The following is a 26513-nucleotide window of genomic DNA, read 5'->3' on the forward strand; positions in this document are numbered from 1 at the left end:
TCCCCTGACAACCCCTAATTTCAAAAAATTTTTCGTTCGCTTAATTTTCGGTCGCAATGCCCATTAAACGGGCGTTTTGCTTTTTAACTGAGCAATTTCACGAGCGAAATGCGCCACTTGCTGCCAGTCGGTATAGACCACCTCCTGACTGGTGTTCGTTTCGCCCCCCGTCATCTTCATGATCAACCGAATCATAAAACGGTCATACCAGCGATAACGCGGATAACGGAGCGCACCGGCAAATACAGCGCAGTGATCGGGATTCCAGGGAGAAGAGAGAAGAAACTTCCGCGTGTAACTATTGGTCTGCGGCGAACTCTTCTCTGGTTTACGCGCGACCAGGTTAACGGAGTAGAACGCGCTCGGCAGAGTATTCAGCGTTTGCAGGTGCTTTTTCACAAAGCTTTCCAGCGCCGGGTGGAAATGACCGTAGCGAATAGACGCCCCAATCACCACACGGTCATACTTCGCCCACTCAATCTCTGGCGTGCGGTTCAGGTTCACCACATCGGCGTAAACGCCCAGCTCTTTCAGTTCAGAGGCGAGGTAAGAGGCAATCTCCCGCGTTTGCCCATCCCGGGTAGAGAAAAGAATCAATGTTTTCACGTAACGCTCCCTTATTCGCGCCAGAAAGTGGGGGTAAACAGCACCAGCAGGGTGAAGACCTCCAGACGACCAAACAGCATATTGGCGATAAGCACCCATTTTGCCACCGGGTTCATACTGGCGAAGTTGTCTGCCACCACGCCCAGCCCCGGCCCCAGGTTATTGAGCGTAGCCACAACTGAAGCGAAGGCGGAGAAATCATCCACGCCGGTGGCGATAATCGCCAGCATGCTGACAATAAAGACCAGCGCATAAGCGGAGAAGAATCCCCATACCGCTTCAAGAATACGTTCCGGCAGCGCGCGCTGGCCGAGTTTAATACTGTAAACCGCATTCGGGTGCACCAGACGTTTCAGCTCACGGTTCCCCTGCTTGAAGAGCAGCAAGATGCGGATCACTTTCAGGCCACCGCCCGTTGAACCGGCACAACCCCCGATAAACGCCGAGCACAACAACAGCACCGGCAGGAACAGCGGCCAGCGGGCAATGCTGTCGGTGGTAAAGCCCGCCGTGGTCGCCATGGAGACCACCTGGAAGAAAGCCTGGTTCACCGTGGTCAGCGCCGAGGTGTAGACATCATGGAACCAGAGCACCACGGTACAGATGACCACCAGCGTCAGCTGCACGCCGATAAACATGCGAAACTCCGGATCGCGCCAGTACACCTTCAGGCTGCGCCCGCTCAATAGCGAGAAGTGCAAACCGTAGTTACAGCCGGAGATCAGTAAAAAGATAGCAATAATGGTGTTAATCGTCGGGCTATCGAAATAGCCGATACTGGCATCGTGCGTCGAGAAGCCGCCGATAGCGATGGTGGCGAAGCTGTGCCCGATAGCGTCAAACGCTGGCATACCGGCAAACCACAGCGCCAGCGCGCAGGCCACCGTCAGTAACACATAGATGAGCCACAACGTCTTTGCCGTTTCCGCAATACGCGGGCGCATCTTGTTATCTTTCAGCGGCCCCGGCATCTCGGCGCGATAGAGCTGCATACCGCCGACGCCAAGAATAGGCAGAATGGCGACGGCCAGCACAATGATCCCCATCCCGCCGAACCATTGCAGCATCTGGCGATAAAAGAGGATCGCGTGCGGCAGCGAATCAAGGCCCACCAGCGTGGTGGCCCCCGTGGTTGTCAAACCAGAGAAGGATTCAAAAAAGGCGTCGGTCACCGTCAGATTCGGGCTTTCCGAGAAGATAAAGGGCAGCGCACCGACGCTGCCCAGCACGGTCCAGAAGAGCACCACGATCAGAAACCCTTCGCGGGATTTCAGCTCCCCTTTCTCACGGCGGTTCGGCCACCACAAGATGGAGCCAATCACCAGCGCGGCGAGAAAGGTCTGGGTGAACGCGCGCCCCGCGCCGTCGCGGTAAATAAGGGCTACCAGTCCAGGTAAGATCATCGTTCCGGAAAAGAGGATGACCAGCAGTCCAACGATTCGGGTTATGGCGCGAAAATGCATCTCTGCCGCTTCCTATGGTGTTCAGAAAATCAGGTGGCGATTATTCTTCAGTTTTTAACAATTGCAATGCGCCACGGCTAAAATCAGCCAGCTTTGCCGAAAAGGCGTCCAGATGACTCTGCGGAAGCGCGACACGTAGCTGCACCGCCGCCTGATAGTCGCTGGAGACAATTTTCCCGTCGAACTGCCCAAGCAGCCCTTCGACTCCCGCAAGCTGTGCATAATCGCAACACAAAGTATATTCGGTTAACGGCATTTTGCGGGTGGTGGTCAGTTGCGTGAGCGCCTGCTGCACACCGCCGCCATACGCCTTCACCAGCCCGCCGGTGCCCAACAGCACGCCGCCATAGTAACGCACCACTACCGCGGTAATTTCCCCGACGCCGCTGCCCATCAGCTGCGCGAGGATCGGCTTGCCCGCCGTCCCTGCCGGCTCGCCATCGTCAGAAAAGCCTAACTGCTGTGAATCATCCGGCGCACCGGCAACCCACGCCACGCAGTGGTGGCGGGCAGTCGGGTGTTCAGCGCGCACGGACTCGACAAACGCCTTTGCCGCCTCGACGCCATCCGTGTGCGCCAGCAGAGTAATAAAGCGGCTCTTTTTGATCTCCTCGCTAAAGGTGACCGGCGCCGCCGGAATAGGCCAGCTCTCCATTACGCCAGCTTCAGATCCCGCGTCATGTTCTCAGTACCATTTTCATGGATGACGACGTTATCTTCGATACGGATGCCGCCAAACGGCTTCAGCGCGTCAATTTTCTGCCAGTTGAAGTGCTTGCCGAGCGGGCCATCGCGCCACGGTGCCAGCAGCGACTCAATAAAGTAGATCCCAGGCTCAATGGTGACGACCATGCGCGGCTGCAGCACGCGCGTGCAGCGCAGGTAAGGATATTTCGACGGCGCGGCGAGATGGGTACCAGTGTCATCTTGCATAAAGCCGCCGACATCATGCACCTGCAAACCGAGCGGATGACCGAGGCCATGCGGCATAAACGGCCCGGTTATGTTCTGCTCAACCATCGCCTCTTCGCTGATATCGGTGACGATCTGGTGACGACGCAGCAGTTTCGCGATGCGCTGATGGAACTGAACATGGTAGTCAACGTAGTTAACGCCCGCTTTCAGAGTGGCGATCAGCGCGAGTTGCTCTTCATTCACATCTTTAATTAGCTGCGCAAAATCGGTGTCGCTGTTCGCCGCCCAGGTGCGCGTTAAATCGGCGGCATAACCGTTATATTCCGCACCGGCGTCCAGCAGGAAACTGCGCATCTCGGCGGGCGCACGGTGATCGAGTTTGGTGTAGTGCAGCACCGCGGCATGTTCATTAAGCGCCACGATATTGCCATACGGCACATCGGTATCGCGATGGCCGGTGGCGGTGAGGTAGGCGAGGTTGATGTCAAACTCGCTCATCCCGGACTGGAACGCTTCATGCGCCGCACGATGACCGATCACCGCGGTCTTCTGCGCTTCACGCATACAGGCCAGTTCGTAATCCGTTTTATAGGCGCGATAGTAGTGCAGATAATCAATCACCGCTTTCGGGTTGATATTGCTGGCAGCGATATCGAGCTTCAGCGCGCGCTCAGGCACCGGGCCAACATAGGCGATATTGCCGCGCGCGGCAGGCAACTGGCCGCCGATATCATCGGCTTTCGGCAGGGCAATCACCTCAATCTCTTCGGTCCAGAAAGAGGTCGGCAGCGGCTCAACGTTATGCCAGTAATCGACCGGCAGATAGAACCACAGCTTCGGCTTGTTCACGCCATCCACCAGCAGCCAGCAGTTCGGCACCTGCGTAACCGGCACCCAGGCTTTGAATTGCGGGTTCACTTTAAAGGGATAGGGGTGGTCATCAAGAAAGACGTTAAACAGCTCACCAGAGTGAATCAGTAACGCGTCAAGATTACTGCGTGCCAGCACGTCACGCGCGCGTTCTTGTAGGGTAACAATATGATTTTTATACAGCGCTGCCAGCGAATCCATCGTCTTTCCTTCTGTTTATCAAGACCACAAGTTGTCGCATCTTAGCACACCTCCTTTTATGTGAGTGATTTCCGCCGAGCGTGATCGACGCTGCATTTTTTTAATGACTCATTTGCAATTTATTAACATAAAAACCACACTCCGCTTCATCTGGTACGACCAGATCACTGCTGAATTCTGGAGACTGACATGCTCTACAAAGGCAATAACCTGTACCTCAACTGGCTGGAAGATGGCATTGCCGAACTGGTGTTCGATGCGCCCGGCTCAGTGAATAAGCTTGATACCGCCACCGTCGCCAGCCTCGGCGAAGCGCTGGACGTGCTGGAGAAGCAAACAGATTTAAAAGGGCTGCTGCTGCGCTCGGAGAAAGCGGCCTTTATCGTCGGTGCCGACATTACCGAATTCCTCTCCCTCTTCCAGGTCCCTCAGGAGCAACTGAGCCAGTGGCTGCATTTCGCCAACAGCGTCTTTAACCGCCTGGAAGATCTGCCGGTGCCGACCCTCTCTGCGGTCAACGGTTACGCCCTCGGCGGCGGCTGCGAATGTGTGCTGGCAACTGACTACCGCCTGGCGACGCCGGATCTGCGCATCGGCCTGCCGGAAACCAAACTCGGTATTATGCCGGGCTTTGGCGGCTCGGTGCGTCTGCCGCGCCTGCTGGGTGCCGACAGCGCGCTGGAGATTATCGCCGCCGGGAAAGATGTCGATGCTGAACAGGCACTGAAAATTGGCCTTGTCGATGGCATCGTCAAACCAGAGAAGATCCGTGAAGGCGCTGTCGCCATTCTGCGCCAGGCGATTAATGGCGATCTCGACTGGAAAGCGAAGCGTCAGCCGAAGCTTGAGCCGTTGAAGCTCAGCAAAATCGAAGCCTCGATGAGTTTCACCATCGCCAAAGGCATGGTGATGCAGACCGCTGGTAAACACTACCCTGCGCCGATCACCGCGGTGAAAACCATTGAAGCAGCGGCGAGGCTGGGGCGTGACGAGGCGTTAAAGCTGGAGAACCAGAGTTTTGTCCCGCTGGCGCACAGTAAAGAAGCGCGCGCGCTGGTCGGTATCTTCCTTAACGATCAATTCGTCAAAGGCAAAGCGAAAAAGCTCACCGCCGATGTCGAGACGCCAAAACAGGCGGCCGTGCTGGGCGCGGGCATTATGGGCGGCGGCATTGCCTACCAGTCAGCCTGGAAAGGCGTGCCGGTATTAATGAAGGATATTAATGAGAAGTCGCTCAGCCTCGGCATTAATGAAGCGGGCAAGCTGCTGAATAAACAGCTTGAGCGCGGCAAAATCGACGGACTGAAGCTGGCGAAGGTGATCGCCACCATCCAGCCAACGCTGGAGTACGCCGGGTTCGAACGCGTGGATGTGGTTGTCGAAGCGGTGGTAGAAAACCCGAAGGTGAAAAAAGCGGTGCTGGCGGAAACAGAAGAGAAAGTTCGCCCGGATACCGTACTGGCTTCAAACACCTCCACCATTCCTATTAGCGAGCTGGCAAGCGTGCTGAAACGCCCGGAGAACTTCTGCGGCATGCACTTCTTTAACCCGGTGCACCGCATGCCGCTGGTTGAAGTGATCCGCGGCGAGAAAACCTCCGATCAGACCATCGCCAAAGTGGTGGCCTGGGCGAGCAAGATGGGTAAAACCCCGATTGTGGTCAACGACTGCCCCGGCTTCTTCGTCAACCGCGTGCTGTTCCCCTACTTTGCCGGTTTCAGCCAGTTACTGCGCGATGGCGCGGACTTCCGCAAAATCGACAAAGTGATGGAGAAACAGTTCGGCTGGCCGATGGGCCCGGCCTACCTGCTCGACGTTGTCGGCATTGATACCGCGCATCATGCGCAGGCGGTAATGGCCGCCGGTTTCCCGCAGCGTATGCAGAAGGATTATCGCGACGCCATCGATGCGCTGTTTGAGGCGAACCGCTTTGGGCAGAAGAATGGCCTCGGTTTCTGGCGCTATAAAGAGGACAGCAAAGGCAAGCCGAAGAAAGAGGAAGATAGCGCCGTTGAAAGCCTGCTGAGCGATGTGCGCCAGGGCAGCCATGAGTTCACCGATCAGGAGATCATCGCCCGCATGATGATCCCGATGGTCAATGAAGTGGTGCGTTGTCTTGAGGAAGGCATTATCGCAAGCCCAGCCGAAGCGGATATGGCGCTGGTCTATGGCCTCGGTTTCCCTCCGTTCCACGGCGGCGCTTTCCGCTGGCTCGATACGCTTGGCAGCGCGAAATACCTCGATATGGCACAAGCGTATCAGCACCTTGGGCCGCTGTATGACGTCCCGGCCGGGTTACGTGAAAAGGCACTCCATAACGAGCCTTACTATCCCGCGGTTGAACCTGCGCGCCCGGTTGGCGCTTTGAAAACGGCTTAAGGAGTCACAATGGAACAGGTTGTCATTGTCGATGCAGTACGTACCCCGATGGGCCGTTCAAAAGGCGGCGCCTTTCGCCACGTCCGCGCGGAAGATCTCTCTGCGCACCTGATGCGTAGCCTTTTGGCACGCAACCCGGCGCTTGAGGCGAGTGCGATTGACGATATTTACTGGGGCTGTGTCCAGCAGACCCTCGAGCAGGGCTTCAACATTGCCCGTAACGCCGCGCTGCTGGCGGAGATCCCCCACTCGGTTCCGGCGGTCACGGTTAACCGCCTGTGCGGGTCGTCGATGCAGGCGCTGCATGATGCCGCGCGCATGATCATGACCGGCGATGCGCAGGTCTGCCTGGTGGGAGGCGTGGAACATATGGGCCACGTGCCGATGAACCACGGCGTCGATTTCCACCCGGGTATGAGCCGTAACGTTGCTAAAGCGGCGGGAATGATGGGGCTGACCGCGGAAATGCTGTCGCGCATGCACGGTATCAGCCGTGAGATGCAGGATGCTTTCGCTGCCCGCTCTCATGCTCGTGCCTGGGCCGCCACGCAGTCCGGCGCGTTCAAAAACGAAATCATTCCCACTGGCGGGCATGACGCTGACGGGGTGCTCAAGCAGTTCAACTACGATGAAGTAATCCGCCCTGAAACCACCGTTGAGGCGCTCTCTACCCTGCGCCCGGCGTTCGATCCGGTGAGCGGCACCGTTACCGCCGGTACATCATCGGCGCTGTCCGATGGCGCATCGGCGATGCTGGTGATGAGCGAAAGCCGCGCTCGCGAGCTTGGCTTAACGCCGCGCGCGCGGATCCGCTCGATGGCGGTGGTCGGCTGCGATCCGTCAATCATGGGTTACGGCCCGGTGCCAGCGTCGCAACTGGCGCTGAAAAAAGCGGGGCTGACCGCCAGCGATATCGATCTGTTTGAGATGAACGAAGCGTTTGCCGCGCAGATCCTGCCGTGCATTAAGGATCTGGGGCTGATGGAGCAGATCGACGAGAAGATCAACCTCAACGGCGGCGCGATCGCTCTCGGTCACCCGCTGGGCTGCTCTGGTACCCGCATCAGCACCACGCTGCTCAACCTGATGGAGCGCAAAGATGCCCAGCTGGGTCTGGCAACGATGTGTATCGGTTTGGGTCAGGGGATCGCCACGGTGTTTGAGCGCGTATAACGCATCACCTATGCCGGGGGCGCTTCGCTTGCCCGGCCTACAAAGCACACACCCGTAGGCCGGATAAGGCACTTGTGCCGCCATCCGGCATGGAACGCCGGGGGCGCTGCGCTTGCCCGGCCTACAAGCACACTCTCGTAGGCCGGATAAGGCGCTTGCGCCGCCATCCGGCACGGAACGCCGGGGGCGCTTCGCTTGCCCGGCCTACAAAGCACACGCCCGTAGGCCGGATAAGGCACTTGCGCCGCCATCCGGCACGGAACGCCGGGGGCGCTTCGCTTGCCCGGCCTACAAAGCACACTCCGTAGGCCGGATAAGGCGCTTGCGCCGCCATCCGGCACGGAACGCCGGGGGCGCTGCGCTTGCCCGGCCTACAAAAGCACACTCCGTAGGCCGGATAAGGCGCTTGCGCCGCCATCCGGCACGGAACGCCGGGGGCGCTGCGCTTGCCCGGCCTACAAACACACTCCCGTAGGCCGGATAAGGCGCTTGTGCGGCCATCCGGAACGGATCGCCGGGGGCGCTGCGCTTGCCCGGCCTACAAAGCACACTCCGTAGGCCGGATAAGGCGCTTGCGCCGCCATCCGGCATATATGCTGAAAGAGATAAAATTTAGTTGCCGTTTTTACCGCCTGTCAGGGGCGGTTTTTTTTATGGCGTACGGCAACTGAGGGAGTCCCCGGGAGCATAGATAATTATGTGACCGGGGTGAACGAAGGCAGCCAACGCCGCTATGGCGGCAAGGGCGAAGATAAAATCAGATGAACGCGAACGCGTCGCCAAACAACCGATCCTCACGCGCGCCGCGCTCGTTGCAGAAGAGATCGCGGGCGATTTTTGCCATCTCGAAGCGGCCGGCAATGTAGATATCGTGCCCGGAGAGGGAGCCGAAATCCTGCAGCACGGCGGCGAGTACGGTGCCTGAACGGCCGCGCCACTCTTCATCCGGCTGCTCTACTACCGGCACTACACTCAGATTCGGGTGTGTAACCGACAGCGCTTCCAGCTCGGAGAGATCGTAGAGGTGCTTCGCTTCACGCCCGCCCCAGTAAATGGTGATATCGCGGTCCGGCGTTTTTGCCAGTGAGGTGAGCAGAATCGAGCGCACATAGGAGAAACCCGTCCCGCCGGCAATCAGCACCATCGGGCGCTCTTCATCGTCGCGCAGCCAGGCATCGCCGTGGGGAATGTCGATAACGATTTCGCGCTCTTTCAGAATGCGATCCATCACCGCCATTGCGTAAAGGTTTAACTCGGAAGCACCGATATGCAGTTCAATATAGTCGTGCTGATCGGGCGTTGACGCCATGGAGAAGGGGCGCTTGTCGCGCTCATCCATCACCACCATCAAGTACTGGCCTGCACGAAATGAAAATGCCGCTTCCGGCACTAAACGGACGCGATACACGGTATCAGTGATGGCATCTACCGAGGTCACTTTACAGCTTAAGGTTGTCATGCGCTCTCTCTGTCGGGTCTATTTTTCGGCGTTCATTATGGCCAGTTCATCCCAGATGGCGTCGATTCGCGCCGTCACCTCAGGATCTTTCTTAATTGGGCGACCCCACTCACGGTCGGTTTCGCCGGGCCATTTATTGGTGGCATCCAGTCCCATTTTTGAACCAAGCCCGGAAACCGGCGAGGCAAAATCCAGATAATCGATCGGCGTATTTTCCACCAGCACCGTATCCCGCGCAGGGTCCATGCGGGTGGTGATCGCCCAGATCACATCGTTCCAGTCGCGGGCGTTAACATCGTCATCGCACACGATCACAAATTTGGTGTACATAAACTGGCGCAGGAAAGACCAGACACCCATCATCACGCGCTTGGCGTGCCCGGCATACTGCTTCTTGATGGTCACTACCGCCAGACGATAGGAACATCCTTCCGGCGGCAGATAGAAATCAACGATTTCCGGGAACTGCTTTTGCAGGATCGGCACAAACACTTCATTTAGCGCCACGCCCAGCACCGCTGGCTCATCTGGCGGCCGTCCGGTGTAGGTGGAGTGGTAGATGGCATCTTCACGCTGCGTGATATGCGTAACTGTAAACACCGGGAAATTATCAATTTCATTATAGTAGCCGGTGTGATCGCCATATGGCCCTTCCGGCGCCATCTCACCCGCTTCAATATAGCCTTCCAGCACGATCTCGGCGCTGGCCGGCACTTCCAGATCGTTTGATATGCACTTAACGACTTCGGTTTTATTGCCGCGCAGCAGCCCGGCAAAGGCATATTCTGAGAGGGTATCTGGCACCGGCGTCACTGCGCCAAGAATGGTGGCCGGATCGGCACCCAGCGCCACGGCGACCGGGAAACGCTCACCCGGGCGGGCATGTTGCCACTCCTGAAAATCGAGCGCACCGCCGCGATGAGAGAGCCATCGCATAATCAGCTTATTTTTGCCGATCAGCTGCTGGCGGTAGATCCCCAGGTTCTGGCGCTCTTTGTGCGGCCCGCGAGTGACGGTAAGACCCCAGGTGATCAGCGGCGCGGCATCTTCCGGCCAGCACTGCATAATCGGGATGGTGTGCAGATCGACCGCATCGCCCTGCACCACCTTTTGCTGACACGGCGCACCGCGCAGACGTTTGGTCGGCATGTTCAGCACTTGCTTGAACTGCGGCAGCTTATCGAAGAGATCGCGGAATCCTTTCGGCGGCTCCGGCTCTTTCAGAAACGCCAGCAGTTTGCCGACATCGCGCAGCGCGCTGACATCATCCTGCCCCATGCCCAGTGCGACACGACGCGACGTGCCGAAGAGGTTGCACAACACCGGCATCGCGTAGTCTTTCGGGTTTTCAAACAACAATGCAGGACCGCCCGCACGCAGCGTGCGATCGGCTATTTCCGTCATTTCCAGATAGGGATCAACCGGAAGCGCGATGCGTTTCAGCTCGCCCTGTTGCTCAAGTAGTGTCAGAAAGTCGCGAAGATCGGTGTATTTCATGGGGTTATGATTGCCTCCAGATAAGCGCTTTATTATACGGTGTTCGTCCTAAGGTTGCTGTATTTTTGTTAAATAGGCGTGAAATACAACGTCATTGCTCAGTCAGCGTTATAATCACCTTAGCCATCATGCGGTGGTTTTGATATTCTTGCGGCCGAACTTACGGAAAAGAGTCATTATGCAATCCTGGTATCTACTCTACTGCAAACGAGGCCAACTTCAGCGCGCCCAGGAACACCTGGAACGCCAGTCAGTCTCCTGTCTGACGCCGATGATTGCGCTGGAAAAGATTGTCCGTGGCAAGCGGACAACGGTGAAAGAGCCTCTCTTTCCAAACTACCTGTTTGTGGAATTCGATCCAGAGGTCATACACACCACCACCATCAACGCGACGCGCGGCGTCAGCCACTTTGTGCGTTTTGGTATGCATCCGGCAAGCGTTCCCCACGCGGTGATCCAGCAGCTTGAAGCGTATCAGCCGGAAGGGATCACCGACCCGGAAACTCCCTACCCTGGCGACAGCGTTGTGATTACGGAAGGTGCGCTCGAAGGGTTGCAGGCGATCTTCAAAGAGCCGGATGGCGAAGCGCGCTCCATGCTGCTGCTGCATCTTCTTAATAAGCAAGTTTTGCAGAGTGTCAAAAACACCGATTTCCGCAAAGCCTGACCGCTTAAAACGCAATACCGAATAGCCGCTTCACGTTCTCATCCGTCGCAGTACTCAGCGCCTGCGGCGTTTCACCGCGCAGTTCGGCGACCGTGCTCAGAATATGCTCCAGCAAAGCAGGCTCGTTACGGCGGGAAGCGGGCTTCGGTTTAAGATCGCGCGGCAGCAGCCAGGGCGCATCGGTCTCAATCATCAGCCGATCGGCAGGAATCATCGGCACCACTTCGCGCAGCTCCAGCCCGCGTCGCTCATCACACACCCAGCCGGTGATCCCGAGATAGAGACCGCGGGTAATGCACTCCTGCGCCTCGTGCGCTGAACCGGTAAAACAGTGCAGTACCGCACCGGGGAGCTTATCGAGCCAGGGATCCAGCAGGGTGAGAAAACGCTGATGGGCATCACGACAGTGCAGAAACACCGGCAGATTAAGTTCGGCGGCCAATGCCAGCTGCGCGCTGAATGCCCGCTCCTGCTCCTGCGGCGTTGAGAAGTTACGATTGAAATCGAGCCCGCACTCGCCGATCGCCACCACGCCCGGCATCGCCGCCAGAGCACGAATCGCCTGTTCGGTCTCTTCCGTCCAGCTACTGCTGTCATGGGGATGCACACCGGCGGTCGACCAGCAGCACGCGTAGCGCTGCGTAAGCTGCTGCGCCTGCTGGCTCTCATGCAGGTTAGTGCCGGTAATTAACATCCCGGTCACGCCCGCCGCCTGTGCACGGGAGACAATATCATCCCGATCACGGTCAAACTGCGAGCTGGTTAAATTTACGCCAATATCAAACATGCTGTTTCCCATACAACAACCGCCCTGGCGGGCGGCTGATTATTACTCTTCGGTGGTTTCCGTTTCGCTCTCATCGTCCGGCACGCGACGCTTCCCGACGTAGAAGCGGGCGAAAAAGACGCCGACTTCAAACAGGCAGTACATCGGGATCGCCAGCAGCGTTTGCGAAAAGACATCCGGCGGCGTCAGCAGCATGCCGACAACAAACGCGCCAACCAGCACATAGGGGCGCTTCTGCCGCAGATCGTCCGGCGTGGTGACGCCCATCCAGCAGATCAGGACAATGGCGACCGGCACTTCAAACGAGACGCCGAAGGCCATAAACAGCGCCATCACAAAGCTGAGATAGCTGGCGATATCGGTCGAGACCTGCACCCCTTCCGGCGCGGTGTGGGTCAAAAAGCCAAACGCCAGCGGGAAGACCACGAAGTAGGCGAATGCCATACCGATATAGAACAGCAGCGAGCTGGAGACCAGCAGCGGCACCACCAGGCGGCGCTCATGCTTGTAGAGTGCGGGTGCAACAAAGGCCCACACCTGGTAGAGCACAACCGGTGCAGAGAGGATCAGTGACACCATAAAGGTGAGTTTGATCGGCGTGAAGAAGGGCGAGGCGACATCGGTGGCGATCATCGTCGCGCCCAGCGGCATCTGTTTGATCAGCGGCGCGGAGACCAGCTGGTAGATATCATTCGCGAAGTAGACCAGCGCGAGGAAAATCACCATCACCGCGATGATGCAGTTCAACAGACGTTTACGCAGCTCAATCAGATGCGCGATCAGCGGTTGGGTATCGTCTACGGCCATGTTCAGGACTTATCACTTGCAGAGGGGGTGGAGTCGGAAACCGGCGCAGCGGTTTTCGCCAGAGAGATTTTTGCCGGGGCATTTTCTTCCGGCACTTCCTGGGGAGCCTGTTGCGGCGCGCTCACCTGATGTTCAGCAACGCCAGGCGTAACGCCTTCATGCTGCGCTTCGTAATCTTTCACCACCGGATTATGGATGGTATGCGCTTCGTCACTCGCTTTTTCCGCGTCGTTGGCGCTGTAGGTGCGCTTCATCGATTCCGCCGCCTGACGCAGCTCGTCCATCGACTCTTTCAACTCCGGCGTCAGGTTGTCCAGGCTCGCTTTCTCCACCTTCTTCAGGCTGTCCTGGAACTCCTGCAGCTTAAGCTCCTGCGTCAGTTCGTTCTGTACGGTGGTCGCCAGCGAGCGCAGGGCGCGGATCCAGCCAACCACAGTGCGCACGGCAACGGGCAAACGCTTCGGCCCCAGCACCACCAGACCAATGATAAAAACGAGTAACAATTCGCCAAAACCTATATCGAACACGACTTACACCTGCTCTTTATCGTGACGTTTTTCGTCGCTCTTCACGACGTCGGGGTTACGGGTATCAGAGAGATTCTTCGCGGTAAAATCCGCATCCTGTGCCGATTTAGCCTCACTCTCTTTTTTATCATCGTCGCTCATCGCTTTTTTGAAACCCTTGATCGACGCGCCAAGATCGGAGCCAATCGAGCCGAGCTTTTTGGTGCCAAACAGCAGCACAACGATGACCGCAATAACCACCAACTGCCAAATGCCGATACTACCCATACTCACTTCCCCTCTAAGAGACGATGTTAGAAAGAGGCCACAGTATACACGTTATGCCCCGGGCTGCATGTCCCTGACCGGCATGGCCAGGGCGCATCAGGTCAGCGCGTCTTACGCCAGCCCAGCAGCCAGACAAGCAGCCCGCCGCCCATTAACCACAACGGATTATTCGCCAGCTCAGGACGGGTTATCAGCAATAACGTGCCGCTTAACAGCAGCGTTGCACCGATACCAAACAGATAGCGGGACTGCCCCTGCCGGACGCGGTTAACCTCTAACTCACGGGCAATTTTATCAACGCTTTGTTGCAAATGTTTTCCATGCTGCAATCCGTTGAAGATCAGTTCAGGAACTTCCGGCATTCTTTCGATCCAGAAGGGGCCTTTCTCCTTGATTGCCCGCACCAGCGCCGGGAAACCGACCTGGTCTTTGATCCACGTTTCAAGGAAAGGTTTCGCCGTTTTCCACAAATCGAGTTGCGGATAGAGCTGACGCCCTACCCCTTCGATGTAGAGCAGGGTTTTTTGCAGTAATACCAGCTGCGGCTGCACTTCCATATTGAAGCGGCGCGCGGTGTTGAAGAGGTTCAGCAGCACGTGACCAAAGGAGATCTCTGCCAGCGGCTTCTCAAAAATCGGCTCGCAGACGGTACGAATGGCAAACTCAAACTCTTCAACGTTGGTATCTGCCGGCACCCACCCTGAATCAACGTGCAGCTCCGCCACTTTGCGGTAGTCACGGTTGAAGAAGGCGATAAAGTTTTCCGCCAGATAGCGCTTATCTTCTTTGTTCAGCGAGCCGACGATACCGCAGTCAATGCCGATGTATTGCGGATCTTCCGGGTGATCGTAGCTAACGAAGATGTTGCCAGGGTGCATATCGGCATGGAAGAAGCTGTCCCGGAACACCTGGGTGAAGAAGACCTGAACACCGCGTTCAGCCAGCAGCTTCATGTTGGTGCCGTTCTTCTCCAGCGCCGCGACATCAGAAACCGGGATGCCGTAGATGCGCTCCATCACCATCATGTTCTGGCTGCAGTAGTCAGAGTAGACTTCCGGCACATAGAGCATCGGGCTGTTTTCAAAGTTGCGGCGCAGCTGAATGGCATTCGCCGATTCACGCAGCAGATCGAGTTCGTCGATCAGCGTCTTCTCATATTCGTGCACCACTTCTTGCGGGCGCAGACGGCGGCCATCCGGCAGCAGGCGCGGAACCCAGCCCGCCAGGCGGTAGATCAGGCGCAGATCCGCTTTGATGATCGGCAGAATGTCCGGGCGGATCACTTTGATCACCACCTCTTTGCCATTCTCTTTCAGCCGTGCGGTATGTACCTGCGCAATGGAGGCGGATGCCAGCGGTTCAATATTGAAATCGTCAAACCACTCCTCAACCGGGCGATCGCCCATCGCTTTTTCAATCTGCTTTTTTGCCAGCCTTCCGTCGAAGGGCGCAACGCGATCCTGCAACATCGCCAGCTGATCAGCGATCATCGGCGGGAAGAGATCGCGGCGGGTGGAGAGCATCTGGCCGAATTTAATCCATACCGGCCCAAGCTCTTGCAGCGCGAGGCGCAGACGAACGCCTAACTCCTTCTCTTTATGCCGGTTGGGCATCCAGAAGAGCGTTCTGCGCCACAGACGCAGCGGCAGGGTAAGACGCATTTTGGGGATGAGCTCATCAAGCCCGTAACTCAAAAAAGTCTGGATGATGAAATAGAGTCGCCGTAATTCTCCGGGCGTCATTTGCCCTCCAGTTTATCCAGTCGTTTGGCTAAGGCGTCAGCGGCACGTTCAGCCGCCGCGGTCTCTTCGGCAAACCAGGCGATTTCCAGCGCGCCTGGTGCCACGCGCCACTCTTCCGTTAAGGCTTCAGAGAGGTAGCGCTGCTGGCGCGTAAAGCCGTGGCGAAAAAGGCGTGCGCCGCCGCGCAGAAATTTGCTGATACCCTCAGCGGCAATGTCGCCGGTCCACGGCGCAAGCACTTCCGCCGGGTCAAACTCGGCCTGATCCATCAGTGAAGAGAGGTTTTGTACGACCTGAATATCGCCCTGCACTTCCAGTTCACCGCTGCGGATAAGCGCAGTGAGCTGCTGACGGTCGCGCAGCTTCGGCAGCACGTTGAGGCGGGTAATGACCGAACAGTCGGCTTCCCCTTCCCACTCGCTCAGCACGTCAACCTGGCGCTCGCTGAAGACCAGCACAATCTGCGCGGAAAACTCCTGCACCACCACGCGCAGCACTTTGCCGTAGAGACGCTGGCGCGCCGCTTTCAGCGCGCTGTCGCGGTAAAAAAAGGTATTCAGCACGCGTTCAATTCCCGCGGCCACCATCGGCTTAAAGGGCATACGCACTCCTGTCAGAATTTGTAGCCACGGTGCAGGGCAACAATACCGGCGGTCAGGTTGTAGTAATCGACGTTTTCAAAACCAGCATCCTGCATCATCGCTTTCAGGGTGTCCTGATCGGGATGCATACGGATGGATTCAGCCAGGTAACGGTAGCTCTCCGCGTCGTTTGCCACCATCTGACCAATGCGCGGCAGAACGTGGAAGGAGTAAGCATCGTAAGCTTTGCTCAGCGGCTCAATAACCGGTTTGGAGAACTCCAGCACCAGCAGACGGCCGCCCGGCTTCAGCACGCGAAACATGGAGCGCAGCGCTTTCTCTTTGTCAGTAACATTACGCAAACCGAAGGAGATGGTGATGCAGTCGAAGGTGTTGTCCGGGAACGGCAGCGCTTCGGCGTTCGCCTGCACATATTCAACATTGCCGATAACACCGAGATTGCGCAGCTTTTCGCGGCCCATCTTCAGCATCGACTCGTTGATATCCGCCAGCACAACCTGGCCGGTTTCGCCAACCAGACGAGAAAATTTTGCGGTGAGATCGCCGGTACCACCCGCCAGATCGAGGACTTTCTGCCCACGGCGTACGCCGCTGCAATCGATGGTAAATCGCTTCCATAAGCGGTGGATGCCCATCGACATTAAGTCGTTCATCACATCGTATTTTGACGCAACCGAGTGGAAAACATGTGCCACCATATCGGCTTTATTTTCCTTGGCGACGGTCTGAAAACCAAAGTGTGTTGTCTCTTTTGAATCTTCCGCCATCTTAGTGCCTGCTATTTAAGGATTTGTTGATGAAGTGTATCAGATTGGACGCGATTGCCCTACGTTTCAACCGCCCGAAGAGGCCTTCGCTGCAGCCTCTTCGCCCGGCGTCGCCATATCTAATCCATTGTCTTGATTATGATCGTTAAACGCGTCTTGTCCTGCCCGCAGACGAAATTCTTCGTCCTGCTCTTGCGCCTGCGCGGCCAGTTCCGGATTAATCTCGCGCTTGATCTCGACGCCAAGCCCACGAAATGCCTCAGTTTGTGCCAGCAGGTTGCCGCGCCCTGAGCTGAGTTTTTTCATCGCCTGGCGGTAGTTATCCTGCGCCTTCTCCAGGCTCTGGCCAATCGCGGTCATATCGTCGACGAAGAGGCGCATTTTGTCATACAGGCGGCTCGCCCGCTCCGCGATCTGCTGCGCATTGCGGCTCTGGTGCTCGTAACGCCACAGGTTGGCGATGGTACGCAGGGCGACCAGTAGCGTCGTCGGGCTGACCAGCATAATGTTGTTTTTCAGCGCCTCGGTAATCAGCTCCGGCTGTCTGTCGAGGGCGATTAAAAAGGCGGGCTCCACCGGGATAAACATCAGGACGTAATCCAGGCTGCGCAGACCGGAGAGCTGCTGATAATCTTTCCTTCCCAGCAGCCGAATGTGGCCACGCACGGAGGTGATGTGCTCCTGTAGCGCTGCTTCGCGGGAAAACTCATCCTCGGCGTTGAAGTAGCGCTCGTAGGCCACCAGCGTCATTTTGGCGTCGATCACCACGTCCTTGCCCTGCGGCAGGCGCACAATGACGTCCGGCTGCATGCGCGCGCGGCTCTCGTTCTCCATGCTGACCTGGGTTTCATACTCATGCCCTTCGCGCAGGCCGGAGGCTTCAAGCACGCGGGTCAGCACCACTTCGCCCCAGTTACCCTGGGTTTTGTTATCGCCTTTCAGCGCGCGGGTGAGGTTGATGGCTTCCTGCGCCATCTGGGCATTCAGCTGCTGGAGGTTACGGATTTCGTGGGCCAGGGTGTGTCGTTCGCGCGCCTCCTGGCCGAAGCTCTCCTGCACCTGGCGGCGAAAGCCGTCGAGCTGCTCGCGCAGCGGGGTGAGTAAGCCATTGAGGCTCTGGCGGTTCTGTTCGTCAACGCGACGGTTGCTCTGCTCGAAAATACGGTTAGCGAGGTTTTCAAACTGCTCGCTCAGACGCTGCTCGCTACTGTGCATCTGGCGCAGTTTCTCTTCCGCATGCAGTTGGGTGGATTCAAGCCGGGTGGTGACTTCACGCAGATCCGCTTCCAGCGAGCTATTGATATGTTGCAGGCTGCGCAGTTCGTTATTCAGCAACTCGCACTCTTCGCGCCAGTGGCTATTCTGGGCGATCTGCTGGCGGGCGGCGCTCAGTTCACTGAAGACATCGCGCTGCTCGGCGAGCAACTCCGCCTGCTGCTGCGCACCGCGCCAGCTTGCGGCCAGCCAGCCGACCAGTAATCCTGCCAGCGCCACGGCTGCCAGTACGATGATTGAACTCTCCATTCCGCTCCCTCTTCATCACCCATTCCGTCGGGATTGTGCTGTATAAACGTCCAGTTTGGAAGGGCTTTTCTGCGAGGCGTTACGCAAATAAAAAAGGCCGAACGCGTCGGCCTTGTAAATCTGGAAGCGGGATTACAGAAGTCGACGTGCGGCATCGACCACGATTTTCACCGCGTGGCTTTCGGTCTTCTTCATGGTTTCCGCGTTCGGGATCTCCTGCTGGGTGCGGTTGACGATCACCCCGGCAACCATCCCGGCGCGCAGCCCCTGGCTTGCACACATGGTCAGCAGCGTAGCGGACTCCATTTCGTAGTTCATCACGCCCATTGACTGCCACTCTTCCATTGAGCCTTTAAAGCTTTTCACTACGCGGCCGGAGAAAGTGTCGTAACGCTCCTGGCCCGGGTAGAAGGTGTCAGACGAGGCGGTCACGCCGATATGTTTAGTCGCGCCAATCGCATCGGCTGCGGCCACCAGCGCCGTGGTGCACTCAAAATCCGCCACCGCCGGGAACTCCATCGGGGCAAAGTGCAGGCTGGCGCCGTCAAGACGCACGGAGGCGGTGGTGATCAGAACATCGCCGACGTTGATATGCGGCTGGATCGCGCCGGTGGTGCCGACACGCAGGAAGGTGCGGATGCCCAGTTGCGCCAGCTCTTCAACGGCGATGGAAGTAGAAGGACCGCCGATACCGGTAGAACAGATAATCACTGCTTTGCCATCCAGCTCGGCGCGCCAGCTGGTGAATTCGCGGTGGGAGGCCAGCTTGACCGGCTTATCCATCAGCGCGGCGATCTTTTCCACTCGCTCCGGATCGCCAGGGACGATGGCCAGGGTAGCCCCTTGTAAATCGTTTTTAGTGAGGCCGAGGTGAAAAACATCAGACTTGGACATAACAGACTCCTCTGTGGTCGGTATTATCGGGGGGAGGTAAAACGGTACTTTACAGAAGCCACGCGCTTGTTTTCGTGACTGCTGTCACCATGAATGAAATTGATTGCAATCAATTTCCATAAAATAGTGACGCGCGTCACACTAACACGTTATTCCCGCTAACTCAGCAGCAAAGATTGCCTGCGCACGGCGATTGCGCATGCCCTGGTCTTCATGACTATAGTTAGGGGAGCGCTAATAAAGGGTAGGGAGAATGTCATGACCACCACCAAACAGCCGGGCTTTGCGCCTGCGGCTTCACCGCTTGCGTCAACCACGGTTCATACGCCGGAAGAGAGGCTGATCGCAGGCGAAACTTCCATTCCAACGCAGGGCGATACCATGCCCGCGTATCACGCCCGACCAAAAGATGCCGAAGGCCCGCTGCCGATTGTTATCGTCGTGCAGGAGATTTTTGGCGTCCATGAACATATTCGCGATCTCTGCCGCCGGCTGGCGCTGGAGGGGTATCTTGCCGTCGCGCCGGAGCTCTATTTCCGCCAGGGCGATCCGAATGATTTTGCCGACGTTCCCACGCTCTTAAGCGGGCTGGTCAGTAAAGTACCGGATGCGCAGGTGCTGGCCGATCTCGACCACGTCGCCAACTGGGCGGCACGCAACGGCGGTGACGCCCATCAACTGCTGGTGACCGGCTTCTGCTGGGGCGGCCGCATTGCTTGGCTTTACGCGGCGCACAATCCGCAACTGAAAGCGGCGGTGGCGTGGTATGGCAAGCTGACGGGTGAAAAAACCCTGAATTCGCCGAAACACCCGGTCGATATCGCCACCGATCTGACCGCGCCGGTGCTTGGCCTGTATGGCGCGCAGGATACCGGTATCTCGCAGGAGAGCGTGGAGACGATGCGCCAGGCGCTGCGCGCGGCAAATGCCAACGCGGAGATCATTGTCTACCCCGAAGCGGGCCACGCGTTCAATGCCGATTATCGCCCGAGCTACCATGCGGAATCTGCCGCCGACGGCTGGCAGCGCATGCTGGCGTGGTTTGCGCAGTACGCGAAAAAGTAGTCTTCAAGCACGGAGGCGGCGCGCTATGCCGCCTCCAGCTTCCAGCCCTGTAGTAAACGCACGCAGACCGACTGCTGCGGTTGCAGCGCGGCGTGATGAAACGCTGTAAGCCCCTGCCCATCCGCTAAACGTAGCGCCAGCAAATAGCGCTCGCCCTGATAAATACAGCTCTCCACCTGCGCGCTTAATCCTTCCCCGGCAATCTGCACATGCTCCGGGCGCACCAGCACCGGCTGTTGCGCGCCATACCCGCTCTGCGACAAGCCGTGATGCAGCGAGGCGCTGTCCAGTTGTTGATCTCCGGCGGGCGTCGCCAGCGTCAGCACGCTGCCCTTGCCAATAAAGCGCGCGACCCAGCCGCTTTTCGGCTGCTGGTAGAGATCCTGCGGCGCGCCCCACTGCATCAGTTCGCCCTGATGGATCACCGCAATATGGCTCGCCAGCGCCATCGCTTCCGCCTGATCATGGGTGACATAGACAAAGGTGGCACCGGTGCGGCGATGAAACTCCCGAAACGTCTGCTCCATGGTGGCGCGCAGGTGCCTGTCGAGATTGGCTAATGGCTCATCCAGCAGCACCACTTGCGGTTCAGAGACCAGACAGCGCGCCAGTGCAACACGCTGACGCTGCCCGCCGCTAAGCTCATGGGGCGCACGCGCGGCATAGGCCCCAAGTTCAACCACCTCCAGCGCCGCCATCACCTGTTTTTGCCGCGCGGCACCGTTCACTTTGCGCAGCTTCAGCGGATAACCGACATTTTCGGCAACCGTCATATGCGGCCACAGGGCATAGGACTGGAACACCATCCCCATATCGCGCTGCTCCGGCGGCGTATGGTGGCTTTTATCCGCCAGCAGGCGCTCACCCAGCAGCAAACGCCCGTCGCTTAATGTCTCCAGCCCGGCGAGAATGCGCAGCGTGGTGGTTTTGCCGCAGCCGCTTGGCCCTAACAGCGCGGTAAAGGCACCCTGCGGCAGCGTTAAGGTCAGATCCCGCACCACCGCCTGCTCGCCAAACACTTTGCTGAGCCGTTCGAGCTTCAGTTCTGCCATGGGATCACTCCTTTCGGTAAATAGCGCCCGAGCGCGCCGAGCAGTAGCATCACCAGCGCGACCAGCGCCACCACCAGCACGGAGAGCGCCGAGGCCAGCACCTTATCGCCGCTCTCATCCAGGTTGAAAATCACCACGCCGATGGTCTCCTTTCCCGCGCTCCATAACAGCGCCGAAACGGTTAACTCATTAACCGCCGTAAGAAATACCAACAGCGCACCGGCAAATGCTGCCGGGGCCAGCAGTGGTAAGACGATATGGCGCAGACGCTGGCCGAAAGCCGCGCCCGCCAGGCTTGCCGCCTCCTCCATCGCCGGGTCAAGTTGCAGCATGCTGCTGTGCACCGGCTTCAGGCAGACCGTCAGAAAGCGCGCCAGATAGGCCAAAAAGATAATCGTCAGCGTGCCGCCGAGCGCGATATCAAGCAGCGGCAGCGGACGGGCAAAGAGCAGAATGCAGGCGATGGCCAGCACCACGCCCGGCAGTGTGTAAGGAATATCAATTATGCTGTGCAACCCGCGCAGCAGGCGGTTCGGGTAGCGCACCAGCAGCCACGCCAGCGGCAGGCTAACCAGCATCAGCACCAGCGCGGCTGCGATCGATAGCAGAAAACTGTTGCCGAGGGCGCGCGCCGTGGCGCTCTGCTCGGTGAAGAGGTTGTACCAGGCGGTGAGGGTAAAGGTCTCGCTGTTCAGCGGCACGCCGAGCGTCGGCACCAGCGATGTGGCAATCAGTGCCAGCAGGGGCGCAAGCAGGATCGCGCACAACACCGCGCCGAGCAGCACTTCGACAACCAGCCGCCCGCTTCCTAGCCTGAAGGCAATCGCGCGCCCGGTGGTGCCAATCAGCGGTAAGGCATAGCGCCGCTGCATCCGGCTCTGGAGCATGACAATGCCAATCGCCAGTACGCCCATCAGCAGCGAGAGCGCCGCCACGTCATTGAGCATAGACGGGCCAAAGCTTGCCAGCGTCTGGTAGATATGGATTGGCAACACGAAATAGGAGATGGGAATACCGAGCATTGCCGGAATACCGAAGTTGCCCAGCGCCGAGACAAAGGCGATGGCGGCTCCCGCCCACAGCGCGGTGCGGCACAGCGGCAGCACAATATCGATAAATACACGCCATAGCGATGCGCCATTAAGCCTCGCCGCTTCAATATGCTCCTGCGGTAATGCGCGCAGTTGCGTACGTAGCGCGAGAAACACCAGCGGCGCATGCTGAATACCGAGCAGCAGCGCAATCCCTTCCGGCGAATAGAGCGGGTTGCTGCTGCCAAAGCCTGGCGCGATACCGAGGCTGTTAAGCAGAATGCTGCCGGGGCCGAAGAGTTGCAGCCAGCTTAGGGCGGTGACCTGCGGCGGGATCATCATCGGCAACATAAACAGAAACATCCACATCTGTTTGAGGCGGATGTTGGTCAGCGCCAGGCAGAAGGCAAACAGGCTGCCGAGCAGCAGCGACAGCAGTGTGCCAAGCCCGCTGGTGTAAAGGCTGTGCCAGAGCGCCAGCCAGGTCGCCGGGTTGCTGAGCACGCGCCACAGGCTGCTGTCACTCCCCTGCCGCCAGTCCACCAGCGCGGAGAGCAGCAGCCGCAGGCTGGGCAACAGGCTCAGCAGCGCCACCAGGCACAGCAACAGCCAGAGCAGCCCTTTGGTTGCGCCGCCGCCGCTGTTCGGCACGATTGCGCTACTCATCGTTTAACGGTTACCGAAGAGATCGGCGAAGCGTTTTTTGTTCGCCTCGGTCTCGGCCAGCGCTTTCGCCGCATCAAACGGCATCAGTTTGATGCTGTCACGCGGCGGGAAGCCTTTTGGCACCGGCAGCTTCGCATCCGCAGGCAGATAGCCCTGTTGCAGCACCAGTTTTTGCCCGGCGTCAGAGAGGACAAAATCGATAAACTCTTTCGCCCCTTGCGGGTTCTTGGTTCCCTTCATCATCGCTACCGGTTCGGTAACGACGCTGACGCCCTCTTTCGGGAAGAGAAACTCAACCGGCGCACCTTTGGCTTTTTCGCGGATCGCCAGGTAATCCACCAGCACGCCATAGGCTTTGCTGCCGGAGGCAATCGCGCTCATCACCGCGCCATTGCCGCTTTGCGGCATCGCGCCGTTCTGTTTCAGTTTTTCGTAGTATTGCCAGCCGAGCGCCGGGTCATTCATCAGCGTCGCCTGGTGGATCTGCGCCGCGCCGGAGTAGAGCGGGCTTGGCAGCGTGGTCATGTTTTTCACTTCAGGTTTGAGCAGATCCAGCCAGGAGGTCGGTTTAAGCGGTGCTTTGGTGTGGTAGGCAATGCCGGTAGTGATCACTTTGGTGCCGTAGTAATAGCCCTCTTTATCAAACAGCTGCGGGTCGAAGCGCGCGGCCTCAGGTGACTTATAGGCTGCCAGCAGGTTCTGTTTTTTGAGGGATTCCATGGTCACGCTGTCGGCAATCAGCAGCACATCCGGCGCGGTGCTACCGGCGGCTAACTCTGCCTGCAAGCGGGCAATAAGCTTGCTGGTGCCGTCGCGGATCCACTTCACTTCAATATCCGGGTGCGCTTTTTCGAAGGCGCTGACGGTCATCTGCGCATCGTCATTCGGCTGGCTGGTATAGAGCGTTAAGGTTGATTTTGCCCATGACGAGGCACTGATAAGAGCCAGCACAACTGCGGCCAGCACACGTTTGTTATTCATGGATCTCTCCCGCTGTTTTCGTTGCGACGATTAAAACAAGGGAGTTTGACAATCATGTTACGAAGGCGGGATGAGATGCGCTAAGGCAATGACGCGCCGCCGTTTTTAACAGCAGCGCGGTAAGGTTGATTACTGCTGACGCAGGTTCTGCGCGGCTTTCACCATGTTTGCCAGCGCGCTGCGCGTTTCCGGCCAGCCGCGGGTTTTCAGGCCGCAGTCCGGGTTAACCCACAGACGCTCTGCCGGGATACGCTGCGCGGCTTTCTGCAACAGCGCCTCGATCCACTCAACGCTCGGGACGTTTGGTGAGTGAATGTCATACACGCCCGGCCCGATTTCGTTCGGGTATTCGAACTCTTCGAAGGACTCCAGCAGCTCCATGTCGGAACGGGAGGTTTCGATGGTGATAACGTCGGCATCCAGCGCGGCGATAGAGTCCATGATGTCGTTGAACTCGCAGTAACACATGTGGGTGTGGATCTGCGTCTCATCTTTCGCTACCGCGGCGTTAAGGCGGAAGGCTTCAACACCCCATTGCAGATAGGCGTCCCAGTCGCTGCGGCGCAGCGGTAACCCTTCGCGCAGCGCAGGTTCATCAATCTGGATGATGCCGATACCGGCAGCTTCCAGATCTGCCACTTCATCACGCAGCGCCAGCGCAATCTGTTTGGCGATGGTTTCGCGGCTGACATCTTCACGCGGGAAGGACCAGCAGAGAATGGTCACCGGGCCGGTAAGCATCCCTTTGACCGGTTTATCGGTCAGCGACTGGGCATACTTCGCCCACTCAACGGTGATCGGCTGCGGGCGGCTAACATCGCCGATGACGACCGGCGGTTTCACGCAGCGGGAGCCGTAGCTCTGCACCCAGCCATTTTGCGTAAAGACGAAGCCGTCGAGGTTTTCACCGAAGTACTCGACCATGTCGTTACGCTCGGCTTCACCATGCACCAGCACGTCCAGCCCCAGGCGCTCCTGCTCGGCAATCGCTTGTTTGATATGTTCCGCGATACCGGTGCGGTAGTTGCTGGCATCGAGGTTGCCCTTTTTAAAGTCCAGACGCAGGCCACGAATTTCAGTGGTTTGCGGGAAGGAGCCGATAGTGGTGGTCGGCCAGGCCGGCAGATTAAAGCGTGCGCGCTGCGCCTGAGCGCGTTCGGCGTAGGGGCTTTGACGCTGGCTGTCCTGCGCGGTGATAGCCGCCAGGCGTTTCGCAACGGCGGTGTTATGCACGCGGGTTGAGTGGCGACGCGCCTGGATTGGGGCGCTCCACTCCGCCAGTTTGTCGGTATTGCCGCTGTTGAGCGCATCGCGCAGCAGCGCCAGCTCCTGGCATTTTTGCAGGGCGAAGGCGAACCAGCTTTTCACCTCTTTATCGAGGCGGGTTTCTACACTCAGATCGATCGGGCTGTGCAGCAGCGAGCAGGAGGAGGCAACCCACAGCGGGCGTTTGCCCACCAGCTCTTTGATCTGCGCATACTTCTCGGTCAGATCGGCGCGCCAGACGTTACGGCCATTAATCAGCCCGGCGGAGAGCAGCCAGTCGGCCGGCAGGCGCTGATGCAGTTCGGCGACGTTATCTTTACCGTGAACCAGATCAACATGCAGGCCCTGCACTGGCAACGCGGTAATGGTATCGAGGTTCGGCGTAACGCCTTCGAAATAGGTGGTCAGCAGCAGTTTGACCTGGCCGCTCAGCGCGTCGTAAGCCGGTTTAAAGGCATCAAGCCAGGCTTGCGGCAGCTCCAGCACCAGCGCAGGTTCGTCAATTTGCACCCACTCGACGCCGCGTTTCGCCAGCTCAGCCAGCACCTGCTGGTAGACCGGCAGAATATCGTTCAGCAGGCTCAGGCGGTCGAACTGCTCGCCTTTGACTTTACCCAGCCACAGGTAGGTAACCGGGCCAAGCAGTACCGGCTTGACGTTGTGGCCGAGCGCCAGCGCTTCATCCACTTCGTCCAGCAGCTGGGTCCAGGTGAATTTGAACTGCTGGCCCTGGGTGAATTCCGGCACCATGTAGTGATAGTTGGTGTTAAACCATTTGGTCATTTCCGCTGCCGCCGCCGGTTCGCCGGTCGGTGCACGACCACGACCGATGCGGAACAGGGTATCGATATCGACAGAGCCGTCTTTGTTCTGATGACGAGCCGGCACGTTGCCAAGCAGCAGGCTGGTGGTCAGAACATGGTCGTACCAGGCGAAGTCGCCGACCGGCAGCAGATCGACACCCGCTTCTTTCTGCTGATCCCAGTGACGTGCGCGCAGCTCGCGGCCCACCGCCAGTAACTCTTCACGGCTGGCGTTGCCGGCCCAGTAGCTCTCTTGCGCTTTCTTCAGCTCACGACGCAGACCAACACGAGGGAAACCGAGGGTGTGGTTAATAATTGTCATGTTCCTTCCTCTTTTATTTAGCTGATTCTGAAGGCAAAACTCTAAGTAGTTCGACTGGCAGGAAGGCGGCAACGTAGCGCATCCCCGGGAGCTTACTGAAGTAAGTGACCAGGGTAAGCGAGGCAGCCAACGCACCTGCAAGTTGAAATACGACGAGTTTTGGACGTCCAGATGTTTACA

At 58.2% G+C, this 26513-nt stretch carries 23 protein-coding genes; 4 read left to right on the forward strand and 19 right to left on the reverse strand.

Features of this window, described 5'->3' with window-relative positions:
- Positions 1–63: 63 nt before the first annotated feature.
- The 4 genes from hemG to pepQ are packed head-to-tail and all read right to left on the reverse strand — an operon-like array spanning position 64 to position 4055.
- Entirely contained in the window at positions 64–606 is a 543-nt protein-coding gene (gene hemG / locus ACWPW2_RS13860; RefSeq protein WP_454123690.1) for a menaquinone-dependent protoporphyrinogen IX dehydrogenase, read from the reverse strand.
- An 11-nt stretch (positions 607–617) separates the two neighbouring features.
- Complete coding sequence (gene trkH / locus ACWPW2_RS13865; RefSeq protein ID WP_023479564.1) at positions 618–2069, reverse strand: Trk system potassium transporter TrkH; 1452 nt, start codon at positions 2067–2069, stop codon at positions 618–620.
- Positions 2070–2109: 40 nt separating this feature from the next.
- Positions 2110–2724, reverse strand: a complete 615-nt coding sequence (locus tag ACWPW2_RS13870; protein ID WP_279794845.1) for an IMPACT family protein — start codon at positions 2722–2724, stop codon at positions 2110–2112.
- Complete coding sequence (pepQ, locus tag ACWPW2_RS13875) at positions 2724–4055, reverse strand: Xaa-Pro dipeptidase (RefSeq protein WP_454123693.1); 1332 nt, start codon at positions 4053–4055, stop codon at positions 2724–2726. The genes ACWPW2_RS13870 and pepQ overlap by 1 nt, the downstream gene beginning before the upstream one ends.
- A 189-nt stretch (positions 4056–4244) precedes the next feature.
- Between pepQ and fadB the strand changes: the two genes are divergently transcribed.
- On the forward strand, positions 4245–6434 hold the full coding sequence (fadB, locus tag ACWPW2_RS13880; RefSeq protein WP_454123695.1) for a fatty acid oxidation complex subunit alpha FadB: 2190 nt from the start codon (positions 4245–4247) through the stop codon (positions 6432–6434).
- A gap of 9 nt (positions 6435–6443) precedes the next feature.
- Positions 6444–7607, forward strand: a complete 1164-nt coding sequence (fadA, locus tag ACWPW2_RS13885; protein ID WP_242389213.1) for an acetyl-CoA C-acyltransferase FadA — start codon at positions 6444–6446, stop codon at positions 7605–7607.
- Positions 7608–8364: 757 nt separating this feature from the next.
- On the opposite strand, the gene fre is transcribed toward fadA, so the two are convergent.
- Both fre and ubiD read right to left on the reverse strand, forming a co-directional pair.
- Complete coding sequence (fre, locus tag ACWPW2_RS13890) at positions 8365–9066, reverse strand: NAD(P)H-flavin reductase (RefSeq protein WP_124970796.1); 702 nt, start codon at positions 9064–9066, stop codon at positions 8365–8367.
- An 18-nt stretch (positions 9067–9084) separates the two neighbouring features.
- The gene (gene ubiD, locus ACWPW2_RS13895; RefSeq protein WP_454123697.1) at positions 9085–10563 is read right to left on the reverse strand and encodes a 4-hydroxy-3-polyprenylbenzoate decarboxylase; all 1479 of its coding nucleotides are present in this window, start codon (positions 10561–10563) and stop codon (positions 9085–9087) included.
- 178 nt (positions 10564–10741) lie between these two features.
- Between ubiD and rfaH the strand changes: the two genes are divergently transcribed.
- Complete coding sequence (rfaH, locus tag ACWPW2_RS13900) at positions 10742–11230, forward strand: transcription/translation regulatory transformer protein RfaH (protein WP_042716360.1); 489 nt, start codon at positions 10742–10744, stop codon at positions 11228–11230.
- 4 nt (positions 11231–11234) lie between these two features.
- Here rfaH and tatD read toward each other — a convergent pair whose 3' ends face one another.
- The 9 genes from tatD to udp all read right to left on the reverse strand — a co-directional run bounded on the left by tatD (position 11235) and on the right by udp (position 19147).
- Entirely contained in the window at positions 11235–12017 is a 783-nt protein-coding gene (tatD, locus tag ACWPW2_RS13905) for a 3'-5' ssDNA/RNA exonuclease TatD (RefSeq protein ID WP_454123699.1), read from the reverse strand.
- Positions 12018–12059: 42 nt separating this feature from the next.
- Positions 12060–12824 carry a Sec-independent protein translocase subunit TatC gene (gene tatC, locus ACWPW2_RS13910; protein ID WP_023479610.1) on the reverse strand — a complete coding sequence of 255 codons (765 nt, stop codon included), beginning with the start codon at positions 12822–12824 and terminating at the stop codon, positions 12060–12062.
- Between the two features lie 2 nt (positions 12825–12826).
- The gene (tatB, locus tag ACWPW2_RS13915; RefSeq protein WP_042716357.1) at positions 12827–13351 is read right to left on the reverse strand and encodes a Sec-independent protein translocase protein TatB; all 525 of its coding nucleotides are present in this window, start codon (positions 13349–13351) and stop codon (positions 12827–12829) included.
- A gap of 3 nt (positions 13352–13354) precedes the next feature.
- Complete coding sequence (gene tatA / locus ACWPW2_RS13920; RefSeq protein WP_042716354.1) at positions 13355–13618, reverse strand: Sec-independent protein translocase subunit TatA; 264 nt, start codon at positions 13616–13618, stop codon at positions 13355–13357.
- Between the two features lie 101 nt (positions 13619–13719).
- Positions 13720–15360, reverse strand: a complete 1641-nt coding sequence (gene ubiB / locus ACWPW2_RS13925) for a ubiquinone biosynthesis regulatory protein kinase UbiB (RefSeq protein WP_454123702.1) — start codon at positions 15358–15360, stop codon at positions 13720–13722.
- Positions 15357–15962 (reverse strand): ubiquinone biosynthesis protein UbiJ, encoded by a 606-nt coding sequence (gene ubiJ / locus ACWPW2_RS13930; RefSeq protein ID WP_454123704.1) that lies wholly within the window; start codon positions 15960–15962, stop codon positions 15357–15359. Before ubiJ ends, ubiB begins: the two co-directional genes overlap by 4 nt.
- An 11-nt stretch (positions 15963–15973) precedes the next feature.
- Entirely contained in the window at positions 15974–16729 is a 756-nt protein-coding gene (gene ubiE / locus ACWPW2_RS13935) for a bifunctional demethylmenaquinone methyltransferase/2-methoxy-6-polyprenyl-1,4-benzoquinol methylase UbiE (protein ID WP_023479593.1), read from the reverse strand.
- A 66-nt stretch (positions 16730–16795) separates the two neighbouring features.
- Positions 16796–18253, reverse strand: a complete 1458-nt coding sequence (rmuC, locus tag ACWPW2_RS13940; RefSeq protein WP_094419079.1) for a DNA recombination protein RmuC — start codon at positions 18251–18253, stop codon at positions 16796–16798.
- A 132-nt stretch (positions 18254–18385) separates the two neighbouring features.
- Positions 18386–19147: a uridine phosphorylase gene (gene udp, locus ACWPW2_RS13945; protein WP_042716347.1), complete on the reverse strand. Its 762-nt coding sequence runs from the start codon at positions 19145–19147 to the stop codon at positions 18386–18388.
- A gap of 258 nt (positions 19148–19405) precedes the next feature.
- Between udp and ACWPW2_RS13950 the strand changes: the two genes are divergently transcribed.
- Entirely contained in the window at positions 19406–20212 is an 807-nt protein-coding gene (locus ACWPW2_RS13950) for a dienelactone hydrolase family protein (RefSeq protein WP_023479553.1), read from the forward strand.
- Positions 20213–20235: 23 nt separating this feature from the next.
- Here the strand turns inward: ACWPW2_RS13950 and ACWPW2_RS13955 are convergent, their stop codons facing one another.
- The 4 genes from ACWPW2_RS13955 to metE all read right to left on the reverse strand — a co-directional run bounded on the left by ACWPW2_RS13955 (position 20236) and on the right by metE (position 26333).
- Positions 20236–21264, reverse strand: coding sequence for an ABC transporter ATP-binding protein (locus tag ACWPW2_RS13955; RefSeq protein ID WP_454123708.1), 1029 nt, complete (start codon positions 21262–21264; stop codon positions 20236–20238).
- Complete coding sequence (locus tag ACWPW2_RS13960; protein WP_454123710.1) at positions 21252–22961, reverse strand: ABC transporter permease; 1710 nt, start codon at positions 22959–22961, stop codon at positions 21252–21254. Before ACWPW2_RS13960 ends, ACWPW2_RS13955 begins: the two co-directional genes overlap by 13 nt.
- Positions 22962–22964: 3 nt before the next feature.
- The gene (locus tag ACWPW2_RS13965; RefSeq protein ID WP_312121919.1) at positions 22965–23942 is read right to left on the reverse strand and encodes an ABC transporter substrate-binding protein; all 978 of its coding nucleotides are present in this window, start codon (positions 23940–23942) and stop codon (positions 22965–22967) included.
- 129 nt (positions 23943–24071) lie between these two features.
- Positions 24072–26333: a 5-methyltetrahydropteroyltriglutamate--homocysteine S-methyltransferase gene (gene metE / locus ACWPW2_RS13970; RefSeq protein ID WP_454123713.1), complete on the reverse strand. Its 2262-nt coding sequence runs from the start codon at positions 26331–26333 to the stop codon at positions 24072–24074.
- Between the last annotated feature and the right edge of the window lie 180 nt (positions 26334–26513).

The organism is Kosakonia sp. Marseille-Q7440 (assembly GCF_965119485.1).

Excerpts from the sequence above, each read along its gene's own strand:
- trkH (WP_023479564.1), bottom strand. The coding sequence starts at position 2,069 with ATGCATTTTCGCGCCATAACCCGAATCGTTGGACTGCTGGTCATCCTC.
- ACWPW2_RS13870 (WP_279794845.1), bottom strand. The coding sequence starts at position 2,724 with ATGGAGAGCTGGCCTATTCCGGCGGCGCCGGTCACCTTTAGCGAGGAG.
- pepQ (WP_454123693.1), bottom strand. The coding sequence starts at position 4,055 with ATGGATTCGCTGGCAGCGCTGTATAAAAATCATATTGTTACCCTACAA.
- fadB (WP_454123695.1), top strand. The coding sequence starts at position 4,245 with ATGCTCTACAAAGGCAATAACCTGTACCTCAACTGGCTGGAAGATGGC.
- fadA (WP_242389213.1), top strand. The coding sequence starts at position 6,444 with ATGGAACAGGTTGTCATTGTCGATGCAGTACGTACCCCGATGGGCCGT.
- fre (WP_124970796.1), bottom strand. The coding sequence starts at position 9,066 with ATGACAACCTTAAGCTGTAAAGTGACCTCGGTAGATGCCATCACTGAT.
- ubiD (WP_454123697.1), bottom strand. The coding sequence starts at position 10,563 with ATGAAATACACCGATCTTCGCGACTTTCTGACACTACTTGAGCAACAG.
- rfaH (WP_042716360.1), top strand. The coding sequence starts at position 10,742 with ATGCAATCCTGGTATCTACTCTACTGCAAACGAGGCCAACTTCAGCGC.
- tatD (WP_454123699.1), bottom strand. The coding sequence starts at position 12,017 with ATGTTTGATATTGGCGTAAATTTAACCAGCTCGCAGTTTGACCGTGAT.
- tatC (WP_023479610.1), bottom strand. The coding sequence starts at position 12,824 with ATGGCCGTAGACGATACCCAACCGCTGATCGCGCATCTGATTGAGCTG.
- tatA (WP_042716354.1), bottom strand. The coding sequence starts at position 13,618 with ATGGGTAGTATCGGCATTTGGCAGTTGGTGGTTATTGCGGTCATCGTT.
- ubiB (WP_454123702.1), bottom strand. The coding sequence starts at position 15,360 with ATGACGCCCGGAGAATTACGGCGACTCTATTTCATCATCCAGACTTTT.
- ubiJ (WP_454123704.1), bottom strand. The coding sequence starts at position 15,962 with ATGCCCTTTAAGCCGATGGTGGCCGCGGGAATTGAACGCGTGCTGAAT.
- ubiE (WP_023479593.1), bottom strand. The coding sequence starts at position 16,729 with ATGGCGGAAGATTCAAAAGAGACAACACACTTTGGTTTTCAGACCGTC.
- rmuC (WP_094419079.1), bottom strand. The coding sequence starts at position 18,253 with ATGGAGAGTTCAATCATCGTACTGGCAGCCGTGGCGCTGGCAGGATTA.
- udp (WP_042716347.1), bottom strand. The coding sequence starts at position 19,147 with ATGTCCAAGTCTGATGTTTTTCACCTCGGCCTCACTAAAAACGATTTA.
- ACWPW2_RS13950 (WP_023479553.1), top strand. The coding sequence starts at position 19,406 with ATGACCACCACCAAACAGCCGGGCTTTGCGCCTGCGGCTTCACCGCTT.
- ACWPW2_RS13955 (WP_454123708.1), bottom strand. The coding sequence starts at position 21,264 with ATGGCAGAACTGAAGCTCGAACGGCTCAGCAAAGTGTTTGGCGAGCAG.
- ACWPW2_RS13960 (WP_454123710.1), bottom strand. The coding sequence starts at position 22,961 with ATGAGTAGCGCAATCGTGCCGAACAGCGGCGGCGGCGCAACCAAAGGG.
- ACWPW2_RS13965 (WP_312121919.1), bottom strand. The coding sequence starts at position 23,942 with ATGAATAACAAACGTGTGCTGGCCGCAGTTGTGCTGGCTCTTATCAGT.
- metE (WP_454123713.1), bottom strand. The coding sequence starts at position 26,333 with ATGACAATTATTAACCACACCCTCGGTTTCCCTCGTGTTGGTCTGCGT.